The organism is Agromyces cucurbitae (assembly GCF_058349945.1).
Genome location: NZ_JBYRES010000001.1, coordinates 397,958 through 413,616, shown reverse-complemented (window position 1 = coordinate 413,616; position 15,659 = coordinate 397,958). Strand labels below are relative to the sequence as shown.

Genomic DNA, 15,659 nt, shown 5'->3' with positions numbered 1-15,659 from the left:
CCGGCGCGTACGATCACCGCATGGCCGCCCTCATCGGAACCGTCGTCGTCGCCCTCGCCGCGCTGCTGCACGGCTACATCTTCCTGATGGAGAGCGTCTGGTGGACGCGCCCGGCGACCTGGAAGCGATTCGGCGTCGCCGACCAGGCGCAGGCCGACGCCACCCGGCCGATGGCGTACAACCAGGGCTTCTACAACCTGTTCCTCGGCATCGGTGCGGCACTCGGGCTCGTGCTCTGGTGGGCCGGCGCGCTGCCCGTCGGCAAGACGCTCGTGCTGTTCACCACCGCGTGCATGTTCCTCGCGGCGGCCGTGCTCACGACCACCGGCCGCGGCTACCTGAAGCCGGCGCTCATCCAGGGCACGCTGCCGCTCATCGGCTTCGTGCTGTTCGCCTTCGCCTGAGCGAGGGTCAGCCGAGCACCTCGCCGAGCACGACGACCGCGACCGCGGCGAGCCCGCCGACCGCGACGACGCAGGCGCCCGCGAACACCGCGATCGAGACGGCGGCGCTGCGGCGGCTGCGTCGTGCGACCGACGGCAGGGCCGCGGCGGGGTCGCGGGTCGGCGGCGCACCGTCGGCGAACCGGGGCGGCGCGGACGGGGCGGATGCCTCGAGCTCGCGCACCTCGTAGCGCTCGAGCGGCCCGGGGCCGGCGGCGGGCTCCGCGGTGCGCAGCACCTCGTCGGAGACGGGCGCCGGGGCCGGCCTGCGGCGGTCGCGGCGACGCGGGGCGTTCATGATCGGCTCGCCGTGCGTGAACCGCCGGTCGGCCTGCTCGCCGCGCTCCACGACGCGCGTGGCGTCGTCGGGGGCAGCCGGGCGGGCGACGACGACCGTCGCATCGTCGGCGCCGGGCGCGGCCTCCTCGGGCATCGATGCCGCCTGCGACTGCCCTCGCTCGACGACGATCGTCGCGTCGGGATCGGCGACCGCGGCGCTCACGACCGTCGCGTCGTCGTCGCGGCGCACCACGACGGTCGCATCGACGTCGGGCACGACGTCGTCGCGCACGCCGCGTTCTCCGCTCAGCACGGATTCGTCGCTCATGACCGGCCTCGCACGGGGATGGTGGTCTCGTCGTCGACCTCGGGCTCGGACGGCGGCGTCGGACGCGGCAGTCCCGTCGTCGCGTCGCCCTGCTCGTCGATGCCGCCCGAGACGACGTCGACCACGACGACCGTGATGTTGTCGCGGCCGCCGGCCTGGCGCGCGCGCTGCACGAGGGCGGCCGCCGCCGACTCGGGGCGCCCGCTCATCGTGAGCGTCGCCCGGATGCCCTCGTCGCTGACCTCCGAGGTGAGCCCATCGCTGCAGATGAGCAGCCGCTCGCCGTTCACGACCGGCAGCAGCCAGCTGTCGGCCGTCGAGTCGGGGGCGCCGATGGCCCGCGTGATCACGTTGCGCCGCTCGAAGGTCGCGAGATCCTCGGGGGCGAGCGCCCCGCTGTCGACGAGCTCCTGGCCGAGCGAGTGGTCGACCGTGAGCTGTTCGAGCACGGTGCCGTGGTGGCGGTAGACGCGGGAGTCGCCGACGTTGAAGACGAGCCAGGCCGGCTCGCCCTCGTCGTCGACGAGCGCGATGCCCGCGACGGTCGATCCGGCGCCGCGATCGGTCGTGGCCGCCACGGCGGCGACGGCGTCGCTCGCGGTCGCGAGGGCCGTGCGCACGCCGGCGACGGTCGCGACCGGTTGCCCGGCGACGTGCTCGCGGAACGCGGCGACCACGGCGGCGCTCGCCCGGTCGCCGGCCTCGTAGCCGCCCATGCCGTCGGCCACGACGTAGATCGGCCACTCGGCGAGCGCCGCATCCTCGTTGGCGCGACGGACGAGTCCGACGTCGGTCGCGGCGGCGGCGGAGAGGTTCACGGCGGCGGCGTCGGTCATCGGCCGCCCGGGGTCTCGCCGGTGCGCTCGAGCCGCACGCCGAGCGTGCCGAGCACGAAGCGGTCGCGCACGGGTGTCGGGACGCCGGCGTCGACGAGCTGGTCGACACCGGATGCGTCGGGCACCATCACGCCGTTCGTCGAGTCGAGGTCGGTGATCGCCCACTGGTCGCCCTCGAGTCGCAGCACGGCGTGCGTCTTCGAGAGCGTGCGGCTCGGGTCGGGCACGACGAGCCGCTGCTCGCCCGTGAGCGCCTGGCGCGGGTTGCGGCCGAGCACGACCACGACGGCGTCGAGGGCGAGCGTCGTGCCGTCGTCGAGCGCGAGGCGCCAGGGCACGACCGGGCGACGGCTGACGACGACGGTGCGGTCGAACGGGTCGTCGTCGCCGTCGCCGGTGACGATCGTCTCGGCGTCGGCGGGGTCGTAGCCGGCCACCGGCGCGGCCGCGGCGGCGGCCGTGGGCGGCGCGGGCGGCGCGAAGCCGGGCGGCGGCGCGACGGGCAGCCCGGGCGACGGCGCGACGACCGGTGCCGCTGCGGCCACCACGGGAGCGGCCGCGGGGGCCGCGGGAGCCGCGACGGGAGCCGCGGGACCCGCCGCGGGCGGCGGCGTCACCGGAACGGGCGGCAGCGGTTCGATGCGACCGGGGATGCGGGCGGGCTGCTCGGCTGGCGCGGCGGGCGGGGCGTCGCTCGGCGGGGCGAACAGCGAGGCGAGCGCCGACGCGCCGCCCGTCGTGCCGATGCCGCCGGGCTCCGACGACGCGGGCGGTACCGCCGCGGACACGGGCGCCTCGCCCGAACCCCCGGCGGTCGGGGCCGACCAGGCCTGCGCCGGGGCGGGCGCCCAGCCGGGCTGCGCACCGGGTGCCGGAGCGACGGCGGGCGCGGCCTCTGCGGCCACCGCGGCGGCCGGTGCGGGCGGCGCCGAGATGGGCGCCGGCGCCCCCTGCTGCTGCGCGAGGAACCAGCCGTCGGCGGCGGGCGCGGCGGGCACGGCCGGAGCCCCGCCCGCGAGCGGGCCGGTCGGGGCGACGGGCGGGATGTCGCCGGCCGGCGTTCCCCGCACGGGCATGCGGCCCTGCTCGGGGTCGGGCGACGGGCCGAAGGCGAGCACCGTCGCCCACACCGGCGGCAGCACCAGGCCGAGGACGGTCGTGCCGAGGCCGCGCCAGCTCTGCTGGCTGATGCGATGCAGGGCGAACACCTTGAAGACGAGGCCCACGATCTGGGCGAGCGGCACGAACAGCAGCAGCGCGAGCCACGGCTGCTGGCCGCCGATCTTGAACAGCTGCATCTCGTTGCAGACGGGCACCCACGCCGACCAGGCGGGCTGGCCGAAGCGCTTCAGCACCTTGGCGAACATCAGGGCGTACCAGACGTACACGCCGATGCCGACGAGCAACGAGATGCCCATCATCATGAGCGAGAGCGCGGCGAGCTGCTGCGTGTCGGCGGTGGTCATCGTGCGGGCTCCTCGAGTGATGCGCGAGCAGGGCGGAATGGACGGACGAGTGAGGCGAAGGACAGCCTCGCGGAAAGTCGGCGCCTCGCGCGGGCCGCCGCGCGGAGTTCGTGTCGTTCGGCATCGACGATCGCCCACGCCGCGTCGGCGTCGGCGGGCGACGGCGGATCGCCGGCGAAGACCGCGCGGTCGACGAGCGCGGCGAGCGCGGCCGCCGCCGGGCGACCGGAGGCACGCGCGGTGTCGGCCCGGGCGGGGCGCTCGCCGTCGACCACGCCGTGGTCGACGTACAGGTCGACGAGCTCGTCCCACGCGCCGACGACGCGCAGCTCGGGCACCGGGTCGTGCCGGCGGCGGCGCGACCGTGCGCCCTTCGCGACGAGCAGCGCGAGCAGCGGCAGCACGAGGCACAGCGCCGCGGCGAAGCCGAGCGCGACCCAGCGCAGCACCGCGAAGAGCGACGAGCCGACGACGGGGCCCTCCTGCGGCGGCGCCGCCGCCGCATCGCTCGACTCGCTCTGCGCGGACGGCGGGTCGACGGTCGCCGTGTCGGGGCGGTCGGGCGTGGTCGGATGCTGCGGCAGCTGCTCGCCCTCCTCGATGAGGCTCGGCGCGACCTCGAACTGGGGCGTCGCATCGATCGGCACCCACGCGCCGTCGCCACCCGCCACCTCGGTCCACACCGTGAGCGATCCGCCGGTGCACACGTCGGCGCACGTGGCGACGCCCGGCAGGTCGCCCGCGCCGGGCAGCCGGAAGCCGAGCACGACGCGGGAGTCGTAGCCGAGCGCGCGGGCGATCAGCGCGATCGCGACCGCGAACTGCTCGTCGTCGCCGACACCCGCGACGAGCGCCGCGTCGGACGCCTTGGGCCCGGCGAGGCGCTGCTGGTCGACGAGCTGCGTGAAGAGCGCCTCGATGCGCGCCTTCGAGTGGCCCGAGTAGCTCGGCAGGAACGAGTAGCCGCCGCCGAGTTGCGCGATCCAGCCCGCCGCGTCGGGACCGTCGACCGCGGCGTGGCTCAGGTAGCCGCGGGCGCGCAGCCGCTGCACGAGCTCGGTGAGCCCGGCGGCCGAGCTGGGCTGCTCCTGCAGCTCGAGCCATGCCGACAGGGCCGGGTACTCCTCGGGATCGAGCTCGGGGTTCGCGCCCGGCTCGGCGAGCTTCGTCGCCGTGTCGGGCGCCGAGACGACGTCGTACACGTCGCCCGGGGCGAGGCCTCGCTCGACGCTCGGCGGCGCGCCCGAGGCATCCGGGATCTTCGCGATGCTGATGGAGGTCGCACCGTCGGCGGACCGGTGGAAGCCGTCGTCGAGCGCCGACCGGCGGGGCCCGCCGAAGTCGGGCGCGGCGCGCAGGCCGACCGGCGCCGGCACCCAGATGCCGGCATAGCCGTCACCGACACCGACCTCGAAGGCGACGTCGCCGGGTGCGCGCACGGCCGCCCGCGGCAGCCGGCTGAACTGCGACGAGGGACCCGTCGTCGCGACGTGGAAGGTCTCGCCGTCGTAGTCGTCGAGCGTCGCGAGGCGCAGGCGCTGCACGCCCTTCAGGTCTCCCGAGAGCTCGAGCCAGGTCTCGTCGACCCGGTCGGCGCCGAACGCGGCGCGGTAGCTCGCGAGCGGGGTGGCGGTCTGGCGCACGACGACCTCGGGCTCGACCCGATCGCGCAGCGCCGTGCGCTCGGCGAACGAGGCCGCGGCCGGGGTCGCGACCGCGCCGGCCACGACCGCGAGCACGACGAGCACGCCGGCGAGCGAGCGCCGGCGCCACGCTGGCCAGCCCCGGAGGCCCGCGCGCTGCACGGTGCCGGCCGTCGCCCGACGCAGGGCGACCGCGCGGATCGACCGTGATCGCAGCAGCAGCCACACGAGTGCGGCCGCGAGTCCGCCGATGCCGACGAGGAGCTCGCGCGGCGCGGGCACGACGACGGGGCCGATGACGAGGGGGTCGCTCAGCGTCGACGAGCCGAACGCGAGCCCGAAGCCCGACATCGCGAAGCCGACGATCACCGCGAGCGGAGAGGCACGCCGGTCGGGTACGACCAGGAGCGTCGCGACGAGCGTGCCGACGAGCATGACGATGAGGAAGGGCACGAGCACCGCCTGGTACTCGCCGAGCGGCAGCGACAGGGTGAGCAGCTGCTTCCAGCCGACGACGACGCCGACGAACCCGTCGCGGATGCCCCGCAGCCAGGTCGGCGCATCCGCCATGGCCGACGGGATCGCCACCGGCACCACGAGGAGCGCGTACGCCGCGGCCGTCGCGAGCACGACGACGAGCACCCGGAGTGTCCCGCGCAGCGGGAGGGCCCGGGCGAGCGCGGCGATTCCGAGACCCGCGACGATCGCGGCCGCCGCCACGACGAGCATGCGCAACGACGCGTAGACCGGCCACGCCGCGACGGTCGCGAGCACGCCCGCGACGACGACGTAGCCGATGCCGAGCGCGGTGCGCGTCGACGACCCGTCGCCCGCGCGCGAGCGGGCGGCCGGGGCGGTCGGGGCGACCCCGCCGGCCGGAGCTGCGACGGAAGCGTCGTTCGGCGCGTGCACGGGGCGTTCGTTCGCGGCGCTCATCGCACGGCTCCCCTCGCGAGCAGCTGCGGCAGGTCGCCGAGCTCGCCGAGCGTGAGCACCGTCAGCTCCTTCGACCGGCGCGCACCGGGCTCGGCGCCCGGCTCGCAGCGCACCGCGACGACGGTGATGCCCGGCGGCAGGGTGATCGCGGCGCGGCGCAGTCGCTGCAACGGCACCTGCGAGCCCGTGACGAGGAAGGCGATCGAGAGGTCGCCGAACGACTGCGAGACGAGCGCGGCGACCGATTCGAGGCGGATGACGCGGGCGCCCGTTCCCGCGGCCGACCCGCCCTCGAGACCCGACATGCCGTCGAGCAGCACGCGGGGCGTGACGGTCGGCAGCGACCGCATCGACTGCACGGCGCCGCGGTCGGCGGTGTCGAGCCACGCGCTCACGCCGACGAGCACGTCGCGCCCCTCGTGCACGCCCTGCACGCCGAGCGAGGCGGCCGCGCTGACGGCGGTCTCGAACTCGTCGTCGCTCGAGTAGCCGTCGAGGTCGAGGTCGAGCAGCACCGCGATGCGGGCGTGCCGCGACTCCTCGTACTGGCGCACCATGAGCTTGCCCGTGCGGGCGGTCGACTTCCAGTGCACGTGCCGCTGCGAGTCGCCGACGACGTACTCGCGCACCGCGTGGAACGACAGGTCGGCGTCGACGAGATCGTTCGACGGGGCGCCCTCGAGGTCGCGGATGAGCCCCGCGCTCGACGGCGGCAGCGCGACCGTGACCGGGTGCACGTGGACGCGCTGCACCTCGGGCCAGCTCATCTCGCGGCGGAGCACCCGCAGCGGGTCGCCGCGCGACACCGTCATCGGGCCGACGTCGATGATGCCGCGGCGCTGGGCCGCGATCACGAGCTCCTCCCGGTGGTGGCCACCGCCGCGCAGCAGCGGGATGTGCGCCTCGACGAGCCCCTTGCCGACCGGGATGTCGACGACGCCCGGCAGCGAGGCGCGCGACCCGCTGTTGACGAGGTCGAGCGTGCCATGGATCTCGGAGCCCGCGACCACCCGGTCGCGGTCGAGGTCGAGCTTCACCCGGTAGTCGTGCGCGCCGAGCAGGAACGGCACGCACACGAGGAGCAGGGTCGCCGCCATCGCCGCGACCACCCACGCCTCGAACCATCCGAATACGGCACCGCAGACGATGCCGACGACCACGAGCCCCGCGAGCAGCATCCCGGCCGGTGAGACCGTCTCCCGCACCCACGCGACCGCGCGCCGGAGCGCGCCGCCGGCCGCCCGCGCACCGCGGCGCAGCCGGGCGGCGCCCTCGGCCATGGGGCCGCGGCGCGTGCGCGACAGCCGCGTGACCGTCGCGCCACGCGTCGAGGTGAGCGTGTCGGCGGTCGCGGGCTTGTGGAGGAGGTCGGTCGGCTCGGTCACGCCACGCCGTTCTCCCGGGGCGCCGGCACGTCGAGCAGGATCTGGTTGACGACGGCCACCGCGGTCACGCCGTCGAACTCGGCCTCGGGCTCGAGCACGAGGCGGTGCGCGAGCGCGGCGACGGCGAGCTCGCGCACGTCGTCGGGCGTCGCATACGTGCGTCCGGCGGCGGCGGCCCACGTCATCGCGAGGCGCGAGAGCGCGATCGCGCCGCGCACGCTCACGCCGAGGCGCACCTCGCTCGCGCGACGCGTCGCGTCGACGAGTCGCATGATGTAGTCGGAGACGAGCGGGTTGACGTACACGCCGCGACTCAGCTCGGTCATGGCGACGATCGTGTCGGTGCCGACGATGCCGTCGAGGCGCGGCTTCGGGGCGCCGACCGCCTGCAGGATGCGCATCGTCGAGGCCTCGTCGGGGTAGCCGATCGAGGTCTTCACGGTGAAGCGGTCGAGCTGCGCCTCGGGCAGGCGGTACGTGCCGCCCTGCTCGATCGGGTTCTGCGTCGCGATGACCATGAACGGGTTGCCGACGGGGCGGGTGACGCCGTCGATCGTGACGTTGCCCTCCTCCATGACCTCGAGCAGCGCCGACTGGGTCTTCGGGCTCGCGCGGTTGATCTCGTCGGCGAGCACGATGTTCGCGAAGACGGGGCCCGCGTGGAACTCGAACTGGCCGGCCTTCTGGTCGTACACCGTGATGCCCGTGACGTCGCCGGGCAGCAGGTCGGGGGTGAACTGGATGCGCGAGCTCGTGCCGTGGATCGTCTGCGCGATCGCGCGGGCGAGCGCCGTCTTGCCGGTGCCGGGCGCGTCCTCGAGCAGCACGTGGCCGCCCGAGATCGCGGTCGCGAGCACGAGCTCGACGACGTGGCGCTTGCCGAGCACGGCCTGCTCGACGTTGTCGGCGACGAGCGAGAAGGTCTCGGCGAACCAGGCGGACTGCTCCGGTGCGATCGTCACGGTGGTGGTCCTCTCGAAGGGCGGGGTGGATGTCTCGGGGCTGGGTGGCTGGGGGCGGTCAGCCGGCCGGCGGCACGGCCGGGGCGGTCGCCGCGGGGGGATCGGTCGGCGTCGGTGTCGGCGTCGGCGTCTCGGTCGGCGGCGGGCACAGCTGGCCCGTGCGCGGGATCACGTCGAGCGCCGTGAACGCGCCCGTGAACACGAGGTCGTACGCGACGGCGAGCGGGGCGTTCGTCGGGTCGGTCTGGCGCCAGTTGCGGATCTCGTACGAGCCGCGGGCCGCCTCGGAGACCGTCACGCCGATCTCGGACTCGCTCGGGATGCAGCCGGTCGCGAAGTCGACGGTCACCTCGGTGGGCACGCCGTTCGACGCGGTGACGGCGACCTCGCCCGAGCACTTGTTGTCGAACCACGAGCGCTTGCAGGTCTTGACCTTGACGGCGCCGGGGGTGCCCCACGTCTCGAGCGCGAAGTCCTCGCGCCACTGGTCGTACAGGTAGTAGTACGGCGTGAACCCGTTCTCGGCCTCGACGACGGGGGCCTGTGCGAGCCGGTACTCGAAGTGGTCGCCACCACCGGCGGGCGTCGTGGCGACGGTGTACGTCAGCGTGCCGCTGGGCGGATCGACGTCGTGGATCGTGTCGGCGCGGACCGTGTCGGTCTCGACGACGCCGTAGCCGTTCGAGGCGCAGGCCTTCACGTAGAAGCGCTGGCTGTCGGCGAGCCCGGAGATCGTCGACGAGGTCGAGACGACGTCGGCGCCCGAGGTCTGCAGCGACCCGTCGGCGTCGGCCCAGCAGCTCGCGTTGCCGCGCTGCCAGGCGAGGTAGACGAGCTCCGACGGCCGGGTGCTGTGGTTGTCGTCGAGGCCCACGCCCGTGACGAGGATCGAGGTGTTCGACGCCGCCGCGGCCGAGATCGCGTTCGCGGGCGGGTTCAGGATCGGCGAGCCCGCCGCGGTCACCGGCACGACGGCGTTGCCGCCCTCGTTGCCGCCGCGCCCGGTCGGCGGTTCGTAGATGCTGATCGGCACGAGCGTGAGCATCTGCGGCCCCGGCACGAGCGAGAGCTCCGCCGTCGTGGTCGCGCCGCGGCGGTCGATGACCTGGCCCGTCTCCTGGATGCGGAACGAGCGTGCATCGCGCTCGGCCGAGATGCGCAGCTCCACGACGCCCGTGTTCGGACCGGTCGTGCCCTCGCGGTAGATCGGCTCGGCCGAGGCCGAGGCGATCACGGGGGCCTTGTAGCTCCACGTCTCGACGGGGCTCGTCGGCGTCGAGACGCCGACGCTGTTGACGGCGCGGGCCGCGTAGCGGTGCCGTTCACCGGGGGTCAGGCCGGCGACCGTGCACCACCAGGCGCCCGGGCCGCGCGGGCGGCAGTCGGCGCCGACCTTGCGCTCGCCCTCGAGGATCTCGATGCCGGTGACGGCCGGGTGTGCGCGCAGCGCCTCGCCGAGCGACACCTCGAGGGTCACCGAGTTCGCCGTGTAGTCGGCCGTCGACACCGATGCGGGCGGTTGCGGGAGCCCGAGCAGGTCGACGGTCAGCCGCCCGTCGCCCGAGCGGCCCTGCGCGTCGGTCACGGTGAACGGCACGACGCACTCGCCGCCGAACGCGTTCTTGCCGGTCGGCCACGTGACCGTGACCGACTTGTCGTCGACGGCGCGGATGCTCGCGACCTGGCAGCTGTTCGCCCCGGCCGAGAGGCCCGCGAGCTTGAGGCCCGCACCCGTCTTGCCCGCGAACGGGTCGTACTCGCCCGCCACGCCGACGACGGCGATCGTGCACGAGGCCCCCTCGCCGACGGAGCACTGCTGCGTGAAGACCGCGCCGCGCGGCGTGTCGGGCGGCGCCTGGCCGACGACGAGGGTGATGGCGGAGGTGAGCCCGCCGAAGGCGCTGACGCCGATGGTCGCGGTCTCGCGCGTGCCGGGGCGTGCGTCGGCGTGCGCGACGAAGGTGACCGTGTCGCCCTTCTGCTCGACGGTGAACGCGCTGCCCGAGTACGAGACGGAGTAGTCGAGCTTGGCCCGATCGCCCTCGCGACCGCCCTCCCAGGTCGTCATCTCGTCGTAGAGCTTCACGCTCTCGGAGGCGCCCGGCGCGACCGTGCGGCTGACCGCCGACAGGATCGCCTGCGGGTCGCGCGGCACGATCGAGATCGGCACGCCGACCCACGACCAGCTCTTCTGGCCGTCGAGCCTGACCGGCACGAGGCAGTGGTCGCTCCACGGGGCGTCGCGTCCGGCCGCGTACTCGGCCTCGCCGCCGGAGACCGGGCGGCAGGTCGCGTTCGCGCGCTGCACCGTGTAGCCCTCGGTGCCGACCTCGGCCGAGTCGCCCGATGCGAGGTCGAGCAGGTCGCGCACGTCGAACGCGACCTTCTGGTCCTCCTTGACCTCGAGCTCGTCGAGGTCGCTCCGCAGTTGCACGCGCAGGTCGTCGGTCGCGGGCACCACGAGGAATCCGAACGCCTCGGCGTCGCGCCCGGCCCGGTCGGTGCCGTGGACCCGGAACGGCACGAGGGCGCCGCCGTCGTCGAGCGGGCCGATGATGCGGTGCCCCTCGACGCGGAAGCCCGACGGCGCCGCCCCCCACAGCTCGAGCTCGAGCGCCGAGAGGTCGCCCGACGCCCAGGTGACGTGACCGGCGACGACGTCGAGGCCCTTCTCGGGCAGGTCGGCGCGCGACCGGGCGGTGACGACGGTGTCGCTCACGACCGGGGCGTCGGGCGACTCGCCCTCGGTGACCTTCACGACGATGAGCCCCTCGGCCGTCGACGAGGTCTTCACCGAGCGCACGGTGTAGCGGTACGAGTTCGATCCGGCGACGTCGCCGGGATGCAGCACGACGCGACCGGTCGCTGGATCGGTCGACGAGTCGATGAGCTTCGCGAGCCGGTCGTACGCGGGGGTTCCCTCGGGGGCGTTCGGCACGACGTCGACGAGCTCGAGCTCGCCCTGCGCGGGGTCGAGGTCGTTGCCCGCGGGCTCGACCGTGACGGGCGTGGGCGCCGACTGCTGCACGCGCACGTAGTCGCTGAACGTGACGGGCGCGGCGTCGGTGACGGCCGCGGTGAGCACGCCCACGCGAACGCGGCCCTTGCCCTCCGAGCCCGAGGCGTCGCGCACGGTGTACTCGAACGAGGGCTGCCCGTCGCCCGTGCCGTTCTCGGGCGCCGTGTAGACGATCGCGTCGCCCTCGGCCGAGATGGTCGCGATGCCGAGGCCGGGCTTCGGCTGGGCGACCCCGACGAGCACCGTGCGGTCGCCGTCGGGGTCCATGCCGGTCGACGGCACGGGGATGCGCACGCTCTGGCCGCTCAGCACGCGTGCCACGAGCGGGTGCGGCTCGGGCGCGCGGTTCGCACCGTCGGGCAGCACCGTCACGGTGACGGTCGAGTGGTCGAGCCGCTCGGGCGCCTGCGCGAGGCCGACCGCGTAGCCGAGCTCGTAGGTGCCCGGGGTCTTCGGCGCGAGGTAGCGCACCTCGTCGCCCGACGCGAACGCGAGCTCGCCGTCGGCCCCCGAGTTCGTCACCTCGGGATGCACGACGAGCGCCTCGGCGCGCGGGCTCACGTCGTTGTCGGTCACGGGGATCGAGATGAGCTCGCCCACGCGCATCGTCACGGTGTCGGGCATGGCGATCGGGCTGAGCCCCGCCGACGGCGCGACGAGGAACACGCTCAGGTCGCCCGTGGCGGTCGCACCAGCGCCGTCGGCGACGGTCACCTTCGCGCGGCCGACGAGTCCGGGCTCGCCGTTGCGGGTGACCCCCGTCACGCGCACCTGCGACTGGGCGACGACGCCGACGCCGAGCTCGGGGGTGGCCGAGACGGCGCCGGTCACGACGAGCACGCGTCCGCTCGTGTTCTGCGCGGCGCCGAGCACGTCGACCATGGTGTCCTCGCCCGCGCGCACGAACGCCGTCATCGGTGCGAGCGCGATGGGTGCGCCGGCCGCCGCGACCGTCATGCGGATCGTCGCGGTCTGCTCGGCACGGGTCACCAGGTCTTGCACGGTGAACGTCGCGAGGTACGCGCCGGGCTTCTCGGCCGTGAGCTCGACCTCGCCGGCGGCGGCGTTCGGCACGACGACGAGGCCGGCGCTCGCGGCGGCGGCGGTCGGCACGGCGTCGAGCAGGCGCAGCGATCCGGAGCCGCCGCTCACGTGCTCGGCGATGTCGACGATCGCGGTCTCGCCGGCGCCCGCGGTGACCGCGACCGGTGCGACCTCGAGCGACGCGCTCGTGGTGACGCGCACGTCGAGGGTCGCCTCGGCCGTCGCGCCGTTCACGTCGGCGACGGTGAGGCGCACCTGCACCTTCTCGGCCGCGGCGTTGGGGTCGGTGTGGCGGATCGCGACGCGGCCGTCGGCCATCGGCACGACGCTCACGGGGGCGCTCGGATCGACCGGCTGGGCGTCGGCGAGCACGAACGCGTCGCCCTCAGGGTCGACCCAGCCCGGCAGCACCGACACGAGGGCCGTGCCGCCCGGCATGAGCTGCGGCTCGGGCCACTCCTGCAGGCAGTCGTCGACGCCGCACCAGACCGGAGCGGTGTTCACGTCGGCGGGGACGACGGTGAGTGTGACGGTCACGGGCGCCGAGCTCGCCGACCCGTCGGTCACCGCGTACGTGAAGGTCGTCGACCCCGACTTCGCGTGCACGCGCACGGTCGGCGTCTGGTCGTTCGACGTGAGCGCGAGCTCGCCGAACGCCGGGTCGGCGAGGCCGCCCGTGACCGACGCCGGGTCGACGGTCAGCACGTCCTTCGAGTTCGGGTCGTGGTCGTTGTAGAGCACGGGCAGTTCGACCTGCTGGCCCGCGCGCACCCCGAAGCTGTCGGCGACGGCGACGGGCGGCTCCTGCCGGGCGAGGTCCTCGACCTCCTCGGTGCCCACCCGGTCTTCGATCTCGTCGTCGAGCTCCCACTGCTCGAGCGGCACCATGCGGCCGTCGGGCACCGTCCAGACGAGGCCCGACGAGGTCTCGTTGAGCACGGCGCGGTCGCCGTTGCCGCGCAGCACGGGCGTGAGCGACTGGGGCCCGTCGCCCGAGCCCGCCCCCTGGGGCACCTCGAGCGGCACGGGCTCGCCGCCGTCCGACGTCCAGACGGCGCCGCCGTCGGTCGACAGCCAGGCCGCGACGAGCTCGTCGCCGACGAGGACCGGCTGGGCGGGCGCGCCCGTCGCGTCCACGATGCGGTCGGCCTCGCCTCCGTCGAGCGGCAGCTCGACGAGGCCGGCCGAGTCGGCGACGTGCACGGATGCCTCGGGGCCAGAGCCCTGCTGCAGGCGGGCGTCGGCCGCCACGTCGAGGGTCAGCGGCGCGTCGCGCCCGGCCACCCAGACCCGCCCGTCGGCGGGGTCGAGCATGACCCACCGCTCGCCGACGACGGTGAGCTCGAGGCGGGCGTCGGCCGCCGGGGGCTCGGGCACGGCGACCTCGCCGCCCGTGAACTCCCCGGTCGACGCATCGAACAGCCGCACGGCCTCCTCACGCGCCGAGTACATCGCGATGAGCCCGGCCGACGACACGCCCACCGCGGTCGCCGCATAGGTCTCGTCGTCGCCGCCCTCGCCGCGCTCCTCGGCGTACGGGTCGACGGGGAAGGCGTCGTCGATGTCGACGCGGCCGGCGTGCACGGTGCCCGTGTCGGTGCGGTAGGCGATCCAGTCGCCGGCCGTGACGACGTCGCGGGTGCCCGTGGGCGTCGGCACCGAGCCGCCGCCGTCCTCCGAGACGAGGTCGACGGGGTCGGCCGGGTCGATCGCCCAGCGCTGCCGCAGGCCCTGGCTGTAGACCGCCGCCGTCGCCCCCGCCTGCACGACGGTGCTCGGGTCGTCGACGTCGCGCACGAGGTCGATCTCGGCGAGGTCGGTGTTGACGCGGGCGTACTGGCCCGAGTCGCGCGTGACCCAGATCGCGGTCTCGAGCTGGGGCACCTCCTGGGCCTCGTAGCCGTTCGCGGTGACCGCGAGGGTGACGACGGTCGCGACGGCGGCGACGCCCGCGATGGCGCCGACGATCGCTCCCCGGCGCCGCGCCATCAGATCACCCCCGACATGAGGAGACCGGCGGCGGCGAGCGCGATCACGACGACGGCCGAGCCGACGCCGATCAGCAGGGGCTTGAGCACGCCGCCGCGGGTGCGGGCGGGGGCGAGCCCGCCGTCGTCGATGCGGGGGCCGGCGGGTCGCGCCGCGGCCACCGCGGCCGCGCGGGTCGCCCGGCGCGAGTCGGGGTTCACGGTCGTGACGACCGGGCCGCGCTCCGAGGTATCCGTGAAATCGAGCGGGGCGGCGGCCGCCCACTCGGGCGACGCGACCTCGAGGCTCGTGGGCGCGACGCCCAGCTCGTACTGCGCCCAGCGCAGCGCCTCGCCGAACTCGGCCATCGAACCGTAGCGTCGCGCGGGGTCGCGCTGCATCGCCGTCGAGAGCACGGTGTCGATGCGGGCGGGCACGCCGCGCGGGGCGAGCGGCGTGTACTTCGCGCCGAGCACGCGCCGCGACAGCTGGTCGACGGTGTTGCGGCTGCGGTCGGGGAGCTCGAAGGGGCTGTGCCCCGCGAGCAGGGTGTAGAGGGTCGCGCCGAGGCTCCAGATCTCGGTCGCGACGGTGCCGGTCGTGCGTTCGCCCAGCACCTCGGGCGCGCTCCACGGGATGGACATCGCGAAGGTGTCGCCCCCGCCGTCGCCGATCGTGCCCGCGATGCCGAAGTCGGCGAGCACGGGCGCGCCGAGCGAGTTGACGAGCAGGTTCGACGGCTTGATGTCGCGGTGCAGGAGTCCCGAGCGGTGCGCGGTCTCGAGCGCACCGGCCATGCGCACGCCGATGTCGAGCACCTCGCCCACGGGCATGGGGCCGCGCTTCGAGCGGGCGCCGAGCGACTCGGGGCAGTACTCCATGACGAAGTAGGGCCGGCCGTCGGCCGAGATCGAGGCCTGGTAGATGGTCAGGATCGACGGGTGGGCGCTCAGCCGGGCCATCGAGTCGGCCTCGACCGTGAACGCGCGACGCGCCTCGGCGTCGACGACGTCGACGAGCAGCACCTTGACCGCGGTCACCCGGCGGGGCAGGTCCTGCTCGTAGAGGAACACGTCGGCGAACCCGCCGGTGCCGAGCGGGCGCACGTAGCTGTAACCCGACAGCACGGGTGGTGCCGATGGCAGACGTTTCGCCACGAGCTGCGCCCCTCCTGCCAGCTGATCGGGTCGCCGGCGGGGCCGGTCGGGTTCGGGTGACGGATGCCTCGCCGGGACCGTCGGCGAAGGCGAACTCCCCCGTGCGGCGACGCGGGCGGGCCGCGGCATCCGGGGGACATCCTAAACGAGGCCGGTCACGCCGCCGAATCGAGCGGCTGCATCGTGACGCCCG

Annotated in this window: 9 protein-coding genes; 1 reads left to right on the top strand and 8 read right to left on the bottom strand. The window is 74.9% G+C overall.

Annotation, left to right across the window (positions count from 1 at the left end):
• The first annotated feature begins 20 nt into the window (after positions 1-20).
• The gene (locus AC3RJ6_RS02010; RefSeq protein ID WP_491425191.1) at positions 21-404 is read left to right on the top strand and encodes a DUF1304 domain-containing protein; all 384 of its coding nucleotides are present in this window, start codon (positions 21-23) and stop codon (positions 402-404) included.
• A gap of 7 nt (positions 405-411) precedes the next feature.
• On the opposite strand, the gene AC3RJ6_RS02005 is transcribed toward AC3RJ6_RS02010, so the two are convergent.
• The 8 genes from AC3RJ6_RS02005 to AC3RJ6_RS01970 are packed head-to-tail and all read right to left on the bottom strand — an operon-like array spanning position 412 to position 15,466.
• Entirely contained in the window at positions 412-1,050 is a 639-nt protein-coding gene (locus AC3RJ6_RS02005) for a hypothetical protein (RefSeq protein WP_491425190.1), read from the bottom strand.
• On the bottom strand, positions 1,047-1,886 hold the full coding sequence (locus tag AC3RJ6_RS02000; protein WP_491425189.1) for a PP2C family protein-serine/threonine phosphatase: 840 nt from the start codon (positions 1,884-1,886) through the stop codon (positions 1,047-1,049). The genes AC3RJ6_RS02005 and AC3RJ6_RS02000 overlap by 4 nt, the downstream gene beginning before the upstream one ends.
• Complete coding sequence (locus tag AC3RJ6_RS01995) at positions 1,883-3,352, bottom strand: DUF5684 domain-containing protein (RefSeq protein ID WP_491425188.1); 1,470 nt, start codon at positions 3,350-3,352, stop codon at positions 1,883-1,885. Before AC3RJ6_RS01995 ends, AC3RJ6_RS02000 begins: the two co-directional genes overlap by 4 nt.
• On the bottom strand, positions 3,349-5,931 hold the full coding sequence (locus AC3RJ6_RS01990) for a transglutaminase-like domain-containing protein (protein WP_491425187.1): 2,583 nt from the start codon (positions 5,929-5,931) through the stop codon (positions 3,349-3,351). The genes AC3RJ6_RS01995 and AC3RJ6_RS01990 overlap by 4 nt, the downstream gene beginning before the upstream one ends.
• Positions 5,928-7,316 (bottom strand): DUF58 domain-containing protein, encoded by a 1,389-nt coding sequence (locus tag AC3RJ6_RS01985; RefSeq protein ID WP_491425186.1) that lies wholly within the window; start codon positions 7,314-7,316, stop codon positions 5,928-5,930. The genes AC3RJ6_RS01990 and AC3RJ6_RS01985 overlap by 4 nt, the downstream gene beginning before the upstream one ends.
• Positions 7,313-8,278 carry an AAA family ATPase gene (locus AC3RJ6_RS01980; RefSeq protein ID WP_491425185.1) on the bottom strand — a complete coding sequence of 322 codons (966 nt, stop codon included), beginning with the start codon at positions 8,276-8,278 and terminating at the stop codon, positions 7,313-7,315. The genes AC3RJ6_RS01985 and AC3RJ6_RS01980 overlap by 4 nt, the downstream gene beginning before the upstream one ends.
• A 58-nt stretch (positions 8,279-8,336) precedes the next feature.
• Complete coding sequence (locus tag AC3RJ6_RS01975; protein ID WP_491425184.1) at positions 8,337-14,330, bottom strand: Ig-like domain-containing protein; 5,994 nt, start codon at positions 14,328-14,330, stop codon at positions 8,337-8,339.
• The gene (locus tag AC3RJ6_RS01970) at positions 14,330-15,466 is read right to left on the bottom strand and encodes a serine/threonine-protein kinase (RefSeq protein WP_491425183.1); all 1,137 of its coding nucleotides are present in this window, start codon (positions 15,464-15,466) and stop codon (positions 14,330-14,332) included. Before AC3RJ6_RS01970 ends, AC3RJ6_RS01975 begins: the two co-directional genes overlap by 1 nt.
• Positions 15,467-15,659: the final 193 nt, after the last annotated feature.

Excerpts from the sequence above, each read along its gene's own strand:
- AC3RJ6_RS02005 (WP_491425190.1), bottom strand. The coding sequence starts at position 1,050 with ATGAGCGACGAATCCGTGCTGAGCGGAGAACGCGGCGTGCGCGACGAC.
- AC3RJ6_RS01990 (WP_491425187.1), bottom strand. The coding sequence starts at position 5,931 with ATGAGCGCCGCGAACGAACGCCCCGTGCACGCGCCGAACGACGCTTCC.
- AC3RJ6_RS02010 (WP_491425191.1), top strand. The coding sequence starts at position 21 with ATGGCCGCCCTCATCGGAACCGTCGTCGTCGCCCTCGCCGCGCTGCTG.
- AC3RJ6_RS01975 (WP_491425184.1), bottom strand. The coding sequence starts at position 14,330 with ATGGCGCGGCGCCGGGGAGCGATCGTCGGCGCCATCGCGGGCGTCGCC.
- AC3RJ6_RS02000 (WP_491425189.1), bottom strand. The coding sequence starts at position 1,886 with ATGACCGACGCCGCCGCCGTGAACCTCTCCGCCGCCGCCGCGACCGAC.
- AC3RJ6_RS01995 (WP_491425188.1), bottom strand. The coding sequence starts at position 3,352 with ATGACCACCGCCGACACGCAGCAGCTCGCCGCGCTCTCGCTCATGATG.